This window comes from Streptomyces muensis (genome assembly GCF_021474425.1).
Classification (GTDB): Bacteria; Actinomycetota; Actinomycetes; order Streptomycetales; family Streptomycetaceae; genus Streptomyces; species Streptomyces muensis.
On the sequence record NZ_JAKEIP010000009.1, the window covers coordinates 62,017 to 78,266 of the forward strand.

Annotated in this window: 16 protein-coding genes; 11 read left to right on the forward strand and 5 right to left on the reverse strand. The window is 71.5% G+C overall.

Going from position 1 to position 16,250, the window contains the following annotated elements; translation table 11 throughout:
- Window position 1: 1 nt before the first annotated feature.
- The 9 genes from L0P92_RS04530 to L0P92_RS04570 all read left to right on the forward strand — a co-directional run bounded on the left by L0P92_RS04530 (window position 2) and on the right by L0P92_RS04570 (window position 8,632).
- Window positions 2–1,255, forward strand: a complete 1,254-nt coding sequence (locus L0P92_RS04530) for an ROK family transcriptional regulator (RefSeq protein ID WP_234761180.1) — start codon at window positions 2–4, stop codon at window positions 1,253–1,255.
- 198 nt (window positions 1,256–1,453) lie between these two features.
- Entirely contained in the window at window positions 1,454–2,569 is a 1,116-nt protein-coding gene (locus L0P92_RS04535) for a Gfo/Idh/MocA family protein (protein WP_234761181.1), read from the forward strand.
- On the forward strand, window positions 2,566–3,483 hold the full coding sequence (locus L0P92_RS04540; protein ID WP_234761182.1) for a DUF6807 domain-containing protein: 918 nt from the start codon (window positions 2,566–2,568) through the stop codon (window positions 3,481–3,483). Before L0P92_RS04535 ends, L0P92_RS04540 begins: the two co-directional genes overlap by 4 nt.
- A 65-nt stretch (window positions 3,484–3,548) precedes the next feature.
- A complete protein-coding gene (locus L0P92_RS04545; RefSeq protein WP_234761183.1) occupies window positions 3,549–4,319 on the forward strand; it encodes a cupin domain-containing protein in 771 nt (256 codons plus the stop codon).
- A gap of 71 nt (window positions 4,320–4,390) precedes the next feature.
- Complete coding sequence (locus L0P92_RS04550; protein WP_234761184.1) at window positions 4,391–5,674, forward strand: ABC transporter substrate-binding protein; 1,284 nt, start codon at window positions 4,391–4,393, stop codon at window positions 5,672–5,674.
- Window positions 5,671–6,615: a carbohydrate ABC transporter permease gene (locus L0P92_RS04555; protein ID WP_234761185.1), complete on the forward strand. Its 945-nt coding sequence runs from the start codon at window positions 5,671–5,673 to the stop codon at window positions 6,613–6,615. Before L0P92_RS04550 ends, L0P92_RS04555 begins: the two co-directional genes overlap by 4 nt.
- Complete coding sequence (locus L0P92_RS04560; RefSeq protein ID WP_234761186.1) at window positions 6,612–7,478, forward strand: carbohydrate ABC transporter permease; 867 nt, start codon at window positions 6,612–6,614, stop codon at window positions 7,476–7,478. Before L0P92_RS04555 ends, L0P92_RS04560 begins: the two co-directional genes overlap by 4 nt.
- Before the next feature lie 5 nt (window positions 7,479–7,483).
- Window positions 7,484–8,074, forward strand: coding sequence for a hypothetical protein (locus L0P92_RS04565; RefSeq protein ID WP_234761187.1), 591 nt, complete (start codon window positions 7,484–7,486; stop codon window positions 8,072–8,074).
- Window positions 8,075–8,179: 105 nt separating this feature from the next.
- Entirely contained in the window at window positions 8,180–8,632 is a 453-nt protein-coding gene (locus L0P92_RS04570) for a phospholipase (protein ID WP_234761188.1), read from the forward strand.
- Between the two features lie 60 nt (window positions 8,633–8,692).
- On the opposite strand, the gene L0P92_RS04575 is transcribed toward L0P92_RS04570, so the two are convergent.
- Both L0P92_RS04575 and L0P92_RS04580 read right to left on the reverse strand, forming a co-directional pair.
- Window positions 8,693–10,993, reverse strand: a complete 2,301-nt coding sequence (locus L0P92_RS04575) for a heavy metal translocating P-type ATPase (protein WP_234761189.1) — start codon at window positions 10,991–10,993, stop codon at window positions 8,693–8,695.
- Between the two features lie 68 nt (window positions 10,994–11,061).
- Window positions 11,062–11,277 carry a heavy-metal-associated domain-containing protein gene (locus L0P92_RS04580; RefSeq protein WP_234761190.1) on the reverse strand — a complete coding sequence of 72 codons (216 nt, stop codon included), beginning with the start codon at window positions 11,275–11,277 and terminating at the stop codon, window positions 11,062–11,064.
- A gap of 189 nt (window positions 11,278–11,466) precedes the next feature.
- Here L0P92_RS04580 and L0P92_RS04585 point away from each other — a divergent pair, with 189 nt between their 5' ends.
- A complete protein-coding gene (locus L0P92_RS04585; protein ID WP_234761191.1) occupies window positions 11,467–12,399 on the forward strand; it encodes a DUF8832 domain-containing protein in 933 nt (310 codons plus the stop codon).
- Between the two features lie 5 nt (window positions 12,400–12,404).
- Here the strand turns inward: L0P92_RS04585 and L0P92_RS04590 are convergent, their stop codons facing one another.
- Window positions 12,405–12,809, reverse strand: a complete 405-nt coding sequence (locus L0P92_RS04590) for a MerR family transcriptional regulator (protein ID WP_234761192.1) — start codon at window positions 12,807–12,809, stop codon at window positions 12,405–12,407.
- A gap of 427 nt (window positions 12,810–13,236) precedes the next feature.
- Between L0P92_RS04590 and L0P92_RS04595 the strand changes: the two genes are divergently transcribed.
- Window positions 13,237–14,730: a SulP family inorganic anion transporter gene (locus tag L0P92_RS04595; protein ID WP_234761193.1), complete on the forward strand. Its 1,494-nt coding sequence runs from the start codon at window positions 13,237–13,239 to the stop codon at window positions 14,728–14,730.
- A gap of 51 nt (window positions 14,731–14,781) precedes the next feature.
- Here L0P92_RS04595 and L0P92_RS04600 read toward each other — a convergent pair whose 3' ends face one another.
- Together L0P92_RS04600 and L0P92_RS04605 are read right to left on the reverse strand one after the other, a co-directional pair.
- Window positions 14,782–15,798 (reverse strand): FecCD family ABC transporter permease, encoded by a 1,017-nt coding sequence (locus L0P92_RS04600; protein WP_234761194.1) that lies wholly within the window; start codon window positions 15,796–15,798, stop codon window positions 14,782–14,784.
- Window positions 15,795–16,250, reverse strand: coding sequence for a FecCD family ABC transporter permease (locus tag L0P92_RS04605; RefSeq protein WP_234761195.1), 456 nt, complete (start codon window positions 16,248–16,250; stop codon window positions 15,795–15,797). The genes L0P92_RS04600 and L0P92_RS04605 overlap by 4 nt, the downstream gene beginning before the upstream one ends.

Sequence of the window (16,250 nt, forward strand, 5' to 3'; positions counted from 1 at the left end):
GGTGGCCCGGCACACGGCCCGAGACGTCCGCAGCGAGAACCGTTTCGAGGTGCTGCACGCGCTGTTCGACCTCGGGCCGTCCTCCCGCCAGGAACTCGCCCGGCACACGGGCCTCAGCCAGGCCACCGTGACGACCCTGGTCGGCGGATTCCTGGCAGAGGGCGTGCTGGACGTCGCCGCCGTGGAACGCAACGCCGTGGGACGGCCGTACGAACGGCTCACGATCAACCCGGACCGTGGCCGGGTCGTCGGTGTCGACGTGGCCGAGACATACGTCGACGCCACGGTGTACGACCTCGCGCTCGGCGTCCTCGGCCGGCACGAGGCGGCCTTGGACGAGCACCAGAACGACCAGGCCTACGTCGTCGACGGCATCGTCGCCGCCATCGAGGCCGCCCTGGACGCGGGTGGCACCGACCGCGACCGGATCGTGGGAGTCGGGGTCAGCATGCCGGGCCATGTGCACCACGACGCCGGGGTCTCCGTCTTCGCGCCGAACTGGAACTGGCACGACGTCCACATCGAGGAACTGCTGGCCGAGCGGCTGCGGCTGCCGGTGTACGTCGACAATCCGCTCAAGGCGGCGATCCTGTCCGAGATGTGGTTCGGCGCCGGGCGCGCCGTCGACAGCCTGGCCGTGGTCAACATCGGCACCGGAGCGGGAGCCGGCATCGCCATCGAGGGCACCCTGGTCCGCGGCATCACCAACAACGCCGGCGAATGGGGACACACGCTCCTGATGATGGACGGCCGCCCGTGCCACTGCGGACGGCACGGGTGCGTGGAGGCCTACGTCGGCGCTCCCGGCCTGGAGACGACGCTGGCCGAGATCGACCCGGCCCATCCGGCGCTGGGACAGCCCGGGCAGCGGGATCTCGTCGCTTCCGTCGCCGCCGGCCTGGCCGCCGGGGACCCGGTGCTGCGGGAGCTCGTCCGGCGCACGGGCCGCTATCTGGCAGCGGCCCTCGGCGACCTCGTCAACCTGCTCAACGTCCCGGTGGTGACACTCACCGGCTGGCTGCCCGGCATGCTGGCACCGTGGCTCGTCCCCGCCGTACGGGACGAACTGCCCCGTCATGTGCTGCCGGGTTCCCTTCCCGGCCTCACCGTCGAGGTGTCCGAGGTGCCCGGCAACGCCGTGGGCCTGGGTATGGCCGCCTTCACTCTGGAGCAGTTCCTCGCCCGACTCGGCCTTGTCAGTGAGGCCCGGACCCGGCCGCGGCCGGGCGCGGAGGCCGCCCAGCCGATCGGCTGACACCCTTCGTGATCTTCATCCCGTTTGAGCGCCCGTCCGGAAGGGGAGCGTGCCCCGGGGTGAGCCGGGCCGGACAGTCAGGCTTTGTTCATGTCGCCGCAGAGGGGTTGTCCTGACATTCGCTCCCTGCCTAGGGTCGCCCTCGAAGTGCAAGCGCTTTCTGAGCGGGCTGTCCGCCGGCCGTCCGAGGAGTACCGCATGTCCCCACGCCCTGCCCGCCGCCGCGTCGCCGTGATCGGCACCGGCGCCATCGTCAGCGGCAGCCATCTCTCCGCCCTGAGACACCACGCGGACCGGGTGGAGCTGGTCGCCGCCGTCGACGTGGACCCGGCCCGGCTGGACGCCTTCCGGGAGCTCGCGGGCGCGGACGTCGCCGGGTACACCTCCACCGGCGAGATGCTGGACGCCGTACGCCCCGACCTGGTCCTGATCGGCACGCCGCCGTCGCTGCACCGGGAGCAGACGGTCGCCGCGCTCAAGGCGGGCGCCTGGGTGCTGTGCGAGAAGCCGCTGTGTCTGTCGCTCGCCGAGTACGACGACATCGCGGCGGCCGAGGAGGCGTCGGGCGCGTACGCGTCCGTGGTGTTCCAGCACCGGTACGGCTCCGGCGCCGTGCACGCCCGGCAGCTGATCGAGAGCGGTGAGCTGGGCGCCCCGCTGGTCGCGCACTGCCAGACGACCTGGCACCGGGACGCCGCGTACTACGCGGTGCCGTGGCGCGGGAAGTGGGCCAGCGAGGGCGGCGGGCCGACGATGGGGCACGGCATCCACCAGTTCGACCTGCTGCTGCATCTGCTCGGGCCGTGGGCGGAGATCCGGGCCATGGCCGCGCGCCTGGTCCACGACACCGAGAGCGAGGACGTCTCCACGGCCCTCGTCCGGTTCGAGAACGGCGCCCTCGCCACCGTCGTCAACAGCGTGCTCTCCCCGCACGAGGTGAGCCGCATCCGCATCGACTGCGCCGACGCGACGGTCGAACTCACCCACCTGTACGGCCACCGCAACGACGACTGGGTCTACACCCCCGCCCCGCACGTCCCCTCCGAGCGGGCCACCGCCTGGCGCACCCCGGTGGCGGACGTCCCCAGCTCGCACACGGCACAGCTCGGCGCCCTCCTCGACGCCTACGACAACGGTGTCCGGCCCCCGGGCAGCGGCCCCGACGCCCGGGCCACCCTCGACTTCGCCGCCGCCCTCTACAAGGCCGCGTTCACGGACGGCCCGGTGCACGCGGGCGAGATCCTGCCCGGCGACCCCTTCTACCCGGCCATGCACGGAGACCACCCCCACTGGGCCCCCAAGGAGCGCGCATGAGCATCCGCGTCACCCACGCGCACGGCGACCACATCGCCGTCACGGCCGCGAACGGCACCGAGATCCTGCGGTACGTCTACCGCCCCGACCCGGAGGCCTTCGAGTCCCGCAAGCCGTACGCCCACCCCGTGCGCACCCTCGCCGGACACACCGTGACCGGCTACCGGCCCAGCGACCACCGCTGGCACAAGGGCCTGCAGATGACGGCGAGTCATCTGTCCGGACAGAACTTCTGGGGCGGCAACTGCTATGTCCACGGCCAGGGTTACCTGCCGCTGCCCGAACGGGTCGGCTCGATGCGGCACGACGGATTCGGCGAGTTCACCGTCGAGGACGACCGGCTGTCCTTCACCGAGGAACTCACCTGGGTGGCCAACGGCGGTGAGGAGTGGGCGCGCGAGGTGCGCGGGCTGACCGTGCACTCGGTGGACGAGGCGGCCGGCGCCTGGGCGCTGGACTGGTCGATCGAGCTCACCAACGTCCGTGCCGAGCCGTTGCGGTTCGGGTCCCCGACCACCGAGGGGCGGGAGCTGGCCGGATACACCGGGCTCCAGTGGCGCGGCCCGCGCGACTTCACCGGCGGGACCGCCTTCGCCCCGGAATCCGACGCCGACGCCGACAAGCTGATGGGCAGTCAGGGACCGTGGCTCGCCTTCACCACCGAGCACGACGACATCGACGGTCACTCCACGCTCGTGTTCGCGCACGCGCCCGAGAACGTGGATGCCATCCACGAGTCCCATTGGTTCGTGCGTTCCGAGCCGATCCCGACGGTCGCGTTCTCCTGGGCGTTCTTCGAGGAGTTCGAGCTGCCGCCCGGTGAGTCCTTCGCCTACCGGTACCGCGTCGTGTTCGCCGACGGGGCCTGGGACCGGGAGCAGGTGACCGCCCACCTGGAGGGAATGCCGTGGTGAGGCCCGGTGAAGTGGTGAAGCCGAATGCCGTCGTGAAGCCGAATGCCGTGGCGAAGCCGAATGCCGTGGCGAAGCCGAATGCGGAGGTGAAGCCGAACCTGCCCCACCCGCTGCCCGGCGCCGTCGGCCTGTCCCATCTCAGCGCCTACGACTGGGAGGCCGCCGACGGTGTGTGCGGCGGCAGCCCGCATCTGCACCTGGTCTGCACGGAGGCGTACGTCGTCACCGGCGGCCGGGGCGCCGTGCAGACGCTGAGCCCCGACGGCTACCGGGACGTCCCCCTGGAGCCGGGCTCGGTCGCCTGGTTCACGCCCGGCACCGTGCACCGTATGGTCCAGGGCGGCGATCTGCGCATCACCGTGCTGATGCAGAACAGCGGGTTGCCCGAGGCCGGGGACGCCGTGTTCACCTTCCCGCCCGAGGTGCTCGCGGATCCGGAGCGGTACGCGGCGGTGGCGGCCCTGCCACCCGGCACCGGCCCGGACACGGCGGCCGCCGCGCGGCGCCGCAGGGACCTCGCCGTCGAGGGCTACCTCGTGCTGCGCGAGGCGCTCGTCGCCGGTGACAGCGGCCCGTACCGGGAGTTCCAGCAGGCGGCGGCCCGGCTTGTGCGGGCCAAGGTGCCGAACTGGCGGGAGCTGTGGCGGGCGGGCGCGCTGGCCACCGCCGAGCGCACCGGCGCCCAGCTCGACGCGCTGGAGGCCGGCGAACCGGCGTATCTCGCCGACGCGACCGCGCACGAGGCCGGGCCCACCAGGCTCGGCGGGTTCGGGATGTGCGGCCGCCGCGACGAGTACAACCTGCCCGGGGTCACGCTGCCGTACCAGGGCGAGTAGCTCGCCCGGGGGAGCGAGGGAGGCCGAGGGGGGCCAACAGAAGGACCGAGGAGAGAAGAGGTGACCTCGGCATGCCCGGACACAGGACAAAGGGGTTCTGCGCGTCGGCCGCCGCACTCGCGCTCTGCGCGATGCTGGCCGGCTGTGGAGGATCCGGGGAGTCGGTCGGCGGCGGCAAGGTCGTGCTGCGCTACACGTGGTGGGGCAACCCCGACCGCGCGGAACGCACCGAGCAGGCCGTCGCCCTGTTCGAGAAACAGCATCCGAACATCCAGGTGCGGACGTCGTTCTCGGCCTACGAGGCCTACAAGCAGAAGCTCGCCGTCCAGGCCTCGGGGGGCGACGCCCCCGACGTGATGCAGCTCGACTACCGGCAGATCGACCAGTACGCCTCCGGCGGCGTCCTGCTCGACCTCGCCGAGCAGAAGGCCGTACTGCGCACCGGTGAGATCGACCCCGGTCTGCTCGCCACCGGCCGGCTGGACGACACGCAGTACGCCATCCCCCAGGGACGCGGCACCGAGACGGTCGCCTATGACGTGAAGGCGTGGAAGGCGTCCGGTGTGCCGCTCCCGGGGAAGAGCTGGACCTGGAGCGAATGGGCCGACACCATGCGGGCGTTGGCGAAGAAGACCGGCAAGCCCGGCGCCACCGACCCCGGCCAGAGCGAGGACTGCTTCGAGGTCTGGCTGCGCGGCCGGGGCAAGTCCCTCTACACCGAGGACGGCGGGCTCGGCTTCACCGCCGACGACCTGACCCGCTGGTGGACCTTCACCGACAAGCTGCGGCGGGAGGGCGCCGTCTCGCCCGCCGAGCAGACCACGCAGCTCGACGGCTCCGTGGAGAACACCCCGCTCGGGCGCGGCGAGGCCGTCTCCGACGCCAACTGGGACGCCCCGGCCAGCGGTTTCCTCGCCCTCATACCGACCGGTGTCGCGCTCGCCCCGATGCCGTCCGGCGAGGACGGTACCCCCGGCCAGTACTTCAAGCCGTCGATGTTCCTGGGCGTGGGCGCGGGCACCAATCACCCCAAGGAGGCGGCCCAGCTCGTCGACTTCCTCATCAACGACGAGCAGGCGGCGAGGATCCTCGGCGCCAGTCGCGGCATCCCCGTCAACGAGTCGATCCGCGAGGAGACCGCGTCCCAGCTCAAGGACTTCGACAAGACCATCGCCGAGTATCAGTCGTCCCTGGAGGGCTCCCTCAAGGACCCGCCGCAGGCCCCGCCCTCCGGTGACAACGCCCTCCAGGCCACCTTCCAGCGCGACTACGACCAGGTGTCGTACGAGCGCATGTCGCCCCGCGAGGCGGCCGAGAACTACGTCACCGAGGCGAAGGCGGAGCTGAGGTCATGACCACCACCGACATCCCCGCGCCCGCCACCAGGAAACCGGGGGCCACCACCACCCCGAAGCGCCGCCCCAGGCGTGAGAGCCAGGGCCCCGCCTGGGTGTTCCTCTCCCCGTGGGTGCTCGGCGCGATCGTCCTGACGCTGTTGCCGATGGCCGTGTCGCTGTACCTGTCCTTCACCGACTACGACCTGTTCAACCCGCCGCGCTGGGTGGGCCTGCGCAACTACGTCCAGATGTTCACGGAGGACCCGCGCTACTGGCGCTCGGTCGTGACCACCCTGACGTATGTCGTCATCGCCGTGCCCCTGCAACTGGCCCTCGCCCTGGCCGTCGCGCTCGCCCTGAAGTCCATGAAACGCGGCAAGGGCTTCTACCGGTCGGCCTTCTACGCCCCGTCCCTGCTGGGCGCGTCCATGTCCATCGCCCTCGTCTGGCGCGCCGTCTTCAACGACGGCGGCACCGTGGACAACCTGCTCGGCACCGGCGGCTGGGTCAACAAGCCCGGCTGGGCGCTGCTCGCCGTGGCGCTGCTGACGGTGTGGCAGTTCGGGGCGCCCATGGTCATCTTCCTCGCGGGACTCCAGCAGATCCCGGCCGAGTTGTACGAGGCGGCGGCCGTCGACGGGGCCGGCAAGTGGCGGCAGTTCCTGTCCGTCACGGTGCCGATGCTGTCCCCGGTCCTCTTCTTCAACCTCGTGCTCCAGACCATCCAGGCCTTCCAGGTCTTCACGCCCGCCTTCGCGATCGGCGCCGGCAAGGGCGGCCCCGCCGACTCGACCCTCGTGTACACCCTCTACCTCTACGACCGCGGCTTCGTCGCCTCCCACATGGGCTACGCCTCCGCCATGGCCTGGGTCCTGCTGATCGTCATCGGCGTCGTCACGGCGGTGCTGTTCCGCACCTCGCGCTCCTGGGTCTTCTACGCCTCCGAGGGGGACCGATGACCACGACCACAACCCCGGTTGTCCGCAAGCCCGTCGCCTGGGGCCGGATCGCCCTGCACGTCGGCTGTCTGGCCGCGCTGCTGGTGATGCTGTACCCGCTGGCCTGGCTGCTGGCGACCTCGCTCAAGCCGGCCGACGAGGTCATCGCCAGTCTCGACCTGCTGCCCAGCCGGCTGGAGTGGTCGAACTACTCCACGGCCCTGGACGGCGTCAACGACGTGTCCATCTGGCGGCTGCTGAGCAACTCGCTGCTGATCGCGGGCGGCGCGGTCCTCGGCAACGTGATCAGCTGCTCGCTCGCCGCCTACGCCTTCGCACGCCTGCGCTTCCGCTTCCGCGGACCGCTGTTCGCGTTCATGATCGCCACGATCATGCTGCCGCACCACGCCGTGCTGATCCCGCAGTACATCATCTTCAACCAGCTCGGCCTGGTGAACACCTACTGGCCGCTGATCCTGCCGAAGTTCCTCGCCACGGAGGCCTTCTTCGTCTTCCTCATCGTGCAGTTCATGCGCGGACTGCCGCGCGAGCTGGAGGAGGCGGCCCGTATCGACGGCTGCGGTCCCTTCCGCAGCTTCTTCAAGGTCGTCCTGCCGCTCACCCGTCCCGCGCTGATCACCACGGCGATCTTCACCTTCATCTGGACGTGGAACGACTTCTTCACCCAGCTCATCTATCTCTTCGACCCGGACAAGTTCACGCTGACGCTCGCCCTGCGCTCGTTCGTGGACGCCTCCAGTACCTCGGCGTTCGGCCCGATGTTCGCGCTGTCCGTGATCGCGCTGCTGCCGATCGTGCTGTTCTTCCTCGCCTTCCAGCGGCTGCTGGTGGAGGGCATGGCCAGCTCCGGGCTGAAGGGGTGACCGGCATGGGGACACAGGAGCCGGGCGAGGTCTTCGGGCCTCGGATGACCCTGTTCGCCGACGTGCTGAGCGTCGGTCTCGCCACCGCCGTGGCTTGCCTGCCCGTGGTGACCGTCCCGGCCGCGCTGTCGACGGCGTGCGCGGTGCTGCGGGGCGCGGGGGAGGGGCAACCGGCCACCGCGGGGCGGTACTTCGCGGTGCTACGGCGGCGGCTGCGGGCGGGTGACCTCGCGGCGGGCGCGGCCGCCGTCCTGGGGGCGCTGCTCTTCGCCGCTGATCTGGCGCTCGCCGGCGCCGGGCTGCCCGGGGCACCGGTGTTCGCGGTTGCGGCCGGTGCCATCGGTGCGGCCGCCCTGGTCGTGGGCCTCGGGGCCTGCGCCCGCCCCGAGTCGCTCACCGACTGGCGGACGGCGCTGCGGGAGTCCGCCCGGGACTCGGTCCGGGACCCGGGCGGCAGCGGACTGGTGCTGCTCGCGGTGGCGACCGCGGCCCTGTGCGCCTGGATGCTGGTGCCGCTCGCGTTCCTCGCCCCTGGGCCGTTGGCCTTGGCGCTGACCGCCGTTCATATCCGACGCAACGGCATGTCCAAGAGTTAAGGGCCCCTTTGGGACACCTGCGGTGTGAAGGATGGTTGGCGTGTCAATCATCTTGTCATGAACCTGCGACCCGAGGGACGGGTCGTAGTCTCATGGAGGTGTGGAATGCACCGCAGACTCGCCACCGCACTGACCACCTCGACCCTGACCCTCGGCACGGTCCTCGGCGCCGCCCCGTCCGCCGGGGCCGCGCCCGCCGACAAGCCCCAGGTCCTCGCCAGTTGGACCCAGACCAGCGCGTCCAGCCACAACGCCTGGGTCGCGGCCCGAGCCAACCGATCCGCCTGGTCCGCCTACGGCTTCGACTGGTCCACGGACTACTGCTCCTCCTCGCCCGACAACCCCTTCGGCTTCCCGTTCTCCACGTCCTGCGCCCGTCACGACTTCGGCTACCGCAACTACAAGGCGCTGGGCACCTTCAGCGCCAACAAGTCGCGCCTCGACAGCGCCTTCTACGAGGACCTCAAGCGTGTCTGCGCGGGCTACGGCGGTGCGACTAAGAGCGCCTGCAACAGCACCGCGTGGACCTACTACCAGGCCGTGAAGGCCTTCGGCTGACACCGGCGACATGGCTGAGGGCGCCGCATGTGCGGCGCCCTCAGTTCCCTGTGCGCGGATTCAGTCCGCGGCCCGGAACGACCGCAGCCGCAGCGAGTTGCCTACGACGAACACCGACGAGAAGGCCATGGCCGCTCCGGCGATCATCGGGTTGAGCAGTCCGGCAGCGGCGAGCGGCAGGGCGGCGACGTTGTAGGCGAAGGCCCAGAACAGGTTCGACCGGATGGTGCCGAGCGTCCTGCGGGAGAGCCGGATGGCGTCGGCGGCGACGCGCAGGTCGCCCCGCACCAGGGTGAGGTCGCCGGCCTCGATCGCGGCGTCCGTGCCGGTGCCCATCGCAAGCCCCAGGTCGGCCTGGGCCAGTGCGGCCGCGTCGTTGACGCCGTCGCCGACCATCGCCACCGAACGGCCCTCACCCTGGAGCCGCTTGACGACGTCGGCCTTGTCCTGCGGCAGCACCTCCGCGATGACGTGCTCCGGCGCGATGCCGACCTCCCGGGCGACGGACTCGGCCACGGCCCGGTTGTCGCCGGTCAGCAGGATCGGGGTGAGACCGAGGTCGCGCAGCCGCCGGATCGCCTCCGGGCTGGTCTCCTTGACCGCGTCGGCCACCTCCAGCACCGCCCGCGCCTCACCGTCCCAGGCGACCGCGATGGCGGTACGCCCCGCCGCCTCGGCCTCGGACTTGGCGTGCGCGAGGGAGGCCGGCAGCTCCATCGCCCTCCCCCACTCTCGGCTTCGCTCGAGCGGGGGGACCCCCATCGCGAGGAGCTGCTCCCGGCCCACCAGCACCGCGTGGCCGTCGACCACGCCCTGCACGCCGAGGCCGGGCACGTTCGCGAAGTCCTCCGGCGTCGGCAGCGAACCGAGCTTCTCCAGTGCCCCCTCGGCCACGGCGCGGGCGATCGGGTGCTCGGAGGCGTGCTCCAACGCGCCCGCGAGCCGCAGGACTTCGCTCTCCTCGGCGTTGTCGCCGGTGTGCACGGCGAGCAGCGTCATCCGGCCGGTGGTCACCGTGCCCGTCTTGTCGAGGACGATCGTGTCGACCTTGCGCGTGGACTCCAGCACCTCAGGACCCTTGATCAGGATGCCGAGCTGCGCGCCCCGCCCGGTGCCGACCATCAACGCGGTCGGCGTGGCCAGACCCAGGGCGCACGGGCAGGCGATGATCAGTACGGCGACCGCGGCGGTGAAGGCGGCGGCCGGTCCGGCGCCGGTGCCGAACCAGAAGCCGAGGGTGCCCAGCGCGAGGGCGATCACGATCGGTACGAAGACGGCGGAGATCCGGTCCGCGAGCCGCTGTGCCGCGGCCTTGCCGTTCTGCGCGTCCTCCACCAGCCTGGCCATCCGGGCGAGTTGGGTGTCCGCGCCCACCCGGGTGGCCTCGACGACGAGACGGCCGCCCGCGTTGAGCGTGGCACCGGTGACCGCGTCGCCCCGGGCGACCTCGACCGGCACGGACTCGCCAGTGAGCATCGACGCGTCCACGGCCGACGAGCCCTCGACCACCGTGCCGTCGGTGGCGATCTTCTCGCCGGGCCGCACCAGGAAGCGGTCGCCGACCTTCAACTCCGAGACCGGTATGGTCCGTTCACCGCCGTCCGCGCCCAGCACGGTGACGTCCTTGGCGCCCAGCTCCAGCAGCGCCTTCAGTGCCGCGCCGGCCTTGCGCTTGGAGCGGGCCTCGAAGTAGCGCCCGGCCAGGATGAAGGCGGTGACGCCGGCGGCGGCCTCCAGATAGATGTTCCCGGAGCCGTCACCGCGGGAGATGGTCAGTTCGAAGGGGTGCGTCATGCCGGGCTCGCCCGCCGTGCCGAAGAACAGCGCCCACAGCGACCACACGAACGCGGCGGATGTGCCGACCGAGATCAGCGTGTCCATGGTGGCGGCGCCGTGCCGCAGATTGGTGAACGCGGCCTTGTGGAACGGCCAGGCGGCATACGTCACGACGGGCGCCGCCAGGGTGAGCGAGAGCCACTGCCAGTACTCGAACTGGAGGGCCGGGATCATGGCCATCGCGACGACGGGTACGGCCAGCGTGACGGCGGTGATCAACCGCTCCCGAAGGGTCCGCAGTTCGTCGTCCGCGTCGCTGCTCTCGGGCGTGTCCCGCGTGTCCCGCACGGGCGGCGCGGGCTCCTGCGCGGTGTACCCGGTCGCCTCCACGGTGGCGATCAGGTCCTGGACGGAGACCTCGTCGCCGTAGCTGACCTTCGCCTTCTCGGTGGCGTAGTTGACCGTGGCGGTCACGCCGTCCATGCGGTTCAGCTTCTTCTCGATGCGCGCCGCGCACGAGGCGCAGGTCATGCCGCCGATGGCGAGTTCTACCTCGGCCGTGGGGTGGGACGCGGTGGTGGTCATCACTGCTCCTGGTACGGGTGCGGGCGGAGCCGGGTGCCGGGACGGCTCCGATGGGGTCGGGGTGCGGGTCAGGCGGCGCGGCCGGTCAGCTCGTAGCCGGCCTCGTCGACGACCTCCGCGATCACGGCGTCGTCCGGCTCGGCGGCGCTGGTGACGGTGACCTGGCCGGTCGCGAGGTCGACGCCGACCTCGGTGACGCCGTCCAGCTCGCCGATGACCTTGGTGAGGGTGGCCTTGCAGTGGCCGCAGCTCATTCCGGCGACGGCGTACGTGGTGGTGGACATGGTTCCTCCTGACGGGTGGGGCCGCGGTCGAAACAGGATACGGGGTAGGGGTACCCCCGCCGATGTCCATGCATACCCCCGGGGGGTAGCTAAGGCAAGCGCTGAGTCGGGTTGACTTGATACCCCCCAGGGGTATGGTGAAGTGCAGTGAAGGAACGTATCGAGAGACCGACCCGCGAGGAGGCCGCCATGCATGCCGGACTGAGGATCACCGCGTTCGCCGCCGCACTGGCCGCGACCTTCGGCACCGCCTACGGCGCGGGCGAGGCCGTCGGCCCCGTCGTCGAGGACCCCGCGCCCGCCCGCCACGAGAGCCACAGCGAGGCGTCACCGGCACCGGAGGGAGGTGGCGGACACGGTGAGCACGGCGGGAACGAGACCGAACCGGCCGGCGGGCTGGAGATCTCCGAGGACGGCTACACCCTCGACCTGCGGACACCGAGCGTCACGGCGGGCCGGAGCACCGACCTGAGCTTCGTCATCCGCGACGACGACGGGCGCGCGGTCACCGCCTACCGGCGCGAGCACGACAAGGAGCTCCACCTCATCGTGGCCTCCCGCGACCTGGGCACCTACCGCCATCTGCATCCCACCCGCGCCGCCGACGGCACCTGGAGCATCCCCGTGGCCCTGCCCCGCGCGGGCGACTACCGCGTCTTCGCCGACTTCACACCGGAGAAGAAGGGCGCCGAGAACCTCACCCTCGGCGCCGACCTCGCCGCCTCAGGCACCTACGAGGCGCAGCGACTGCCCGCGCCGAACACCACCGCCGAGACCGACGGCTACGACGTCCGGCTCGACGGGGGCCTTCGCCCCGGCAAGGAGAGCGAGCTGAAGCTCGAGGTCTCGCGGGACGGAAAGCCGGTGACCGACCTCCAGCCCTATCTGGGCGCCTACGGCCACCTGGTGGCCCTGCGCTCCGGAGACCTCGCCTACCTCCACGTCCACCCGAACGGCGAACCCGGCGACGGCACGACCAGGCCCGGCCCGGAGATCTCCTTCACGGCGACCGCGCCGAGCAGCGGGGCGTACCGCCTCTTCCTCGACTTCAAGCACGAAGGGGAGGTGCACACGGCCGCGTTCACGGTCCGGGCGGGTACGGCGGCGGCCGCCACCGGTTGACAGCCTCAGCGCACAGCACTCTGCTCCAGGCGGGCGCCCAGGGTGGCGGCGAAGTCCTCGGCGCGGGACAGCTGGACGCGCAGCTTCTCCACCTGTTCCGCGGCGGCCTGCTGGTAGGTGCGGACGCGCTCCAGCAGGGCCTCGCGCTCGCCGTCGTCGAGAGTGCCGTCACCGTCCAGGCGGTCGGTGGCGTCCAGCAGGTCGCGCATCTGCTCCAGGGTGAAGCCGAGCGGCTTCATCCGGCGGATCACCATCAGCCGGGCGACATCGGTCTCGGTGTAGAGGCGGAACCCGCCCTGGGACCGGGCGGAGGGGATGACCAGGCCGGTTTCCTCGTAGTGCCGGATGGTGCGCAGGGAGAGCTCCGTCCGCGCGGCGACCTCGCCGATCTGCATGTGCCTGTCGTCCACGCCCGACTCCCCGGCCCTTCCCGTCGTGGCGGGCCGCGTCCCGTACGACCCCACCGACGATCTCTACCCTAACGTCAGGGTAGAGTTGCCGACGGTGAGGGCGGTCCGGCCGCCCCGCCACTGCCGTTCCGGGGCCGATGGCGCCCCCGGCGAAGACCCGATTCCCGCAGGAGAGAGCGTGCGCGAGCCCCGGACGCCGATCGCCGCCGCCTGCCCGCCGTGAGCCTTCGCCCCCGGATGTGAGCCGCCCGGCCGCCGACGCGCGCCGCCCCGTCTCATGTCCCCTTCCGACCTCCGGCTCGCCCCGCGGGCCGTCCGCGGGGTGCCGGCCCGGTCCTCGCGCGTCCTTCCCGCACATCCCTGCCCGCCCGTGGGGTGTGCCCGAGCACGACAGGTACGCATCTCCTTGGCTTCTCCGTCCTCTTCCGTGGCGACTCCCGCCGCGCGGCTGCCCGGCCTGCGCCCCGACTGGCTGCACAACCCGAAGGTCTGGCGCACCGAGATCCTGGCCGGCCTGGTCGTCGCCCTCGCGCTGATCCCGGAGGCGATCTCGTTCTCGATCATCGCCGGGGTCGACCCGGCGGTCGGCCTGTTCGCCTCGTTCACCATGGCCGTGGTCATCTCCGTCGTCGGTGGCCGACGGGCGATGATCTCCGCCGCCACCGGCGCGGTCGCACTCGTGATCGCCCCGCTCAACCGTGAGCACGGGTTCGGATACCTGGTCGCCGCGGTCATCCTGGCCGGTGTCATCCAGATCGCGCTCGGTGCGCTCGGGGTGGCCAAGCTGATGCGCTTCGTGTCGCGTTCGGTGATGGTCGGCTTCGTCAACGCCCTCGCGATCCTGATCTTCATGGCTCAGATCCCCGAGACCCACCATGTCCCCTGGCCCGTGTATCCGCTGATCGCGGCGGGTCTGGCCCTCATGATGTTCTTCCCGAAGGTCACCACGGTGATCCCGGCCCCACTGGTCGCCATCGTCATCCTCACCGTGATCACGGTCGCCGCCGGGATCGCCGTGCCGACCGTCGGCGACAAGGGCGCCCTGCCGTCCTCCCTGCCGGTGCCCGGTCTGCCGGACGTGCCGTTCACCATCGACACCCTGACCACCGTCGCTCCCTACGCCTTCGCGATGGCACTGGTCGGCCTGATGGAGTCGCTGATGACCGCGAAGCTGGTCGACGACATCACCGACACCCACTCCTCCAAGACCCGCGAGTCCGTCGGCCAGGGCATCGCCAACATCGTCACCGGCTTCTTCGGCGGCATGGGCGGCTGCGCCATGATCGGTCAGACGATGATCAACGTGAAGGTCTCCGGCGCCCGCACCCGCCTGTCCACGTTCCTCGCGGGCGCGTTCCTGATGGTGCTGTGCATCGTCTTCGGCCCGGTCGTGTCCGACATCCCGATGGCCGCCCTGGTCGCCGTGATGGTCATGGTGTCGTTCGCGACCTTCGACTGGCACTCCATCGCCCCGAAGACGCTGAAGCGGATGCCGGCCGGTGAGATCGCCGTCATGGTCATCACCGTGACCGTGGTGGTCGCCACCGACAACCTCGCCATCGGCGTCGTCGTCGGCTCGATCACCGCCATGGTCATCTTCGCCAGGCGCGTCGCCCACCTCGCCCATGTCACCGCCGTCACCGACCCCGACGGCGAGACGGTGGTCTACCGGGTCACCGGTGAGCTGTTCTTCGCCTCCTCCAACGATCTCGTCGGCCAGTTCGACTACGCGGGCGATCCGAAGAAGGTCGTCATCGACCTGTCCGCCGCCCACATCTGGGACGCCTCGTCCGTCGCCGCCCTGGACGCCGTCGAGACCAAGTACGCCCAGCGCGGCAAGACCGTCGAGATCACCGGCCTGAACGACCCCAGCGCCCACCTCCACGGCAAGCTGACCGGCGAACTCGCAGGCAGCCACTGAGCTGCCGGCGGCGCGATGAACACGCGGGCGGGTCGGTCACGGCCACCCACCTCAGATCCGCCCCGCCCGCCGCTGCCCGCGCAGCAGTACCCCCAGGTACACCCCGCCGACCACTGCGGTCACCACGCCGACCGGTAGCTGGGCCGACTCGTGGACGCGCTGGGAGGCGTGGTCCGCGGTGATCACGAGGAGGGCGCCGGTGCAGGTGGCCGCGAGGAGGTTGGGGCCGGGGGCGCGGGTGAGCCGGCGGGACAGCTGCGGGGCGATGAGGGCCACGAACGGGATCGGCCCGGCCGCCGCGGTGGCGACCGCGCAGGCGGCCGTGGCCAGCACCAGGATCACCAGCCGGGTGCGCTGGACCGGAACGCCGAGGCCGCCCGCGACGTCGTCGCCGAGACCGAGGGCGGCCGGGCGGACATCCGCCCAACCCCGGCCGTCGAGGCTGCCGTTGAGCCACGCCATCGCCTGCGCGGCCTGCGTGAAGCGGGCCTTGGCGAGGAGGTAGGCGTTGACTCCCTGGAGGAGGGCACTCACGCCGATCCCGACCAGTACGAGCCGATAGCCGTGGATGCCCTGCCGCCACGCCAGCAGATACACGAGGAAGGCGGTCGCCAGGCCTCCGCCCACGGCGCCGACGGCGATCTGCCCGCCGGTGCCGCCGACGAGCAGCACCACCAGCAGACCTCCGGTGGCGGAGCCGTAGGTGAACCCGACGATGTCGGGGCTGGCCAGCGGATTGCGGGTCAGACTCTGGAAGAGGGCACCGCTCAGACCCAGCGCGGCGCCGGCCAGGATGCCGGTCAGCAGACGGGGCAGTCTGAGGTCGTTGACCACGAAGTCGGTGCGCGGGCTGCCGTTGCCCAGCAGCGTGCGGACCACGTCGGCCGGGGAGATCGCGTACTCGCCGGTGCCGAGCGCTAGGACCCCGACTCCGGCGGTGGCGGCCAGCACCAGGACACAGACCGTCACCGCGCGCGCGTCCACCCGCAGGGAGAAACGGTGCGAGCGACTTCGTACGACATGCGCACGGGCGCGCGGACCGGTACGCGCCGGTGCCCCGGCCGTCATGCGGGCACCGTCCTGCGGTAGCGCACCAGGGCGATGAACACCGGGGCGCCGACCACCGCGGTGACCACGCCCGCGTCCAGTTCGTCGGGGCGTACGGCGATCCGGCCGAGGACGTCGGCGAAGAGCAGCAGCGCGGGGGCGAGGAGCAGGGACAGCGGCAGCGTCCAGCGCTGGTCGGCGCCGGCGATCATGCGGGCGATGTGCGGGACGGCGAGGCCGACGAACACCAGCGGTCCGACGGCCGAGGTCGCCGCCCCGCACAGCAGCGTCATCGCCGCGAGGCCGAGAATGCGGGTGCGGTCCACATGCGCGCCCAGCGCCCGGGCGCCGTCGTCGCCCAGCGCGAGCGCGTTCAGCGGACGGACCAGCGCCAGCGCGAGGACCAGGCCCACGGCGACGAACGGTGTGATCGTCGTCAGGGTCTCCTCGTCGGCGCGGGCCCAGTGAAGCAA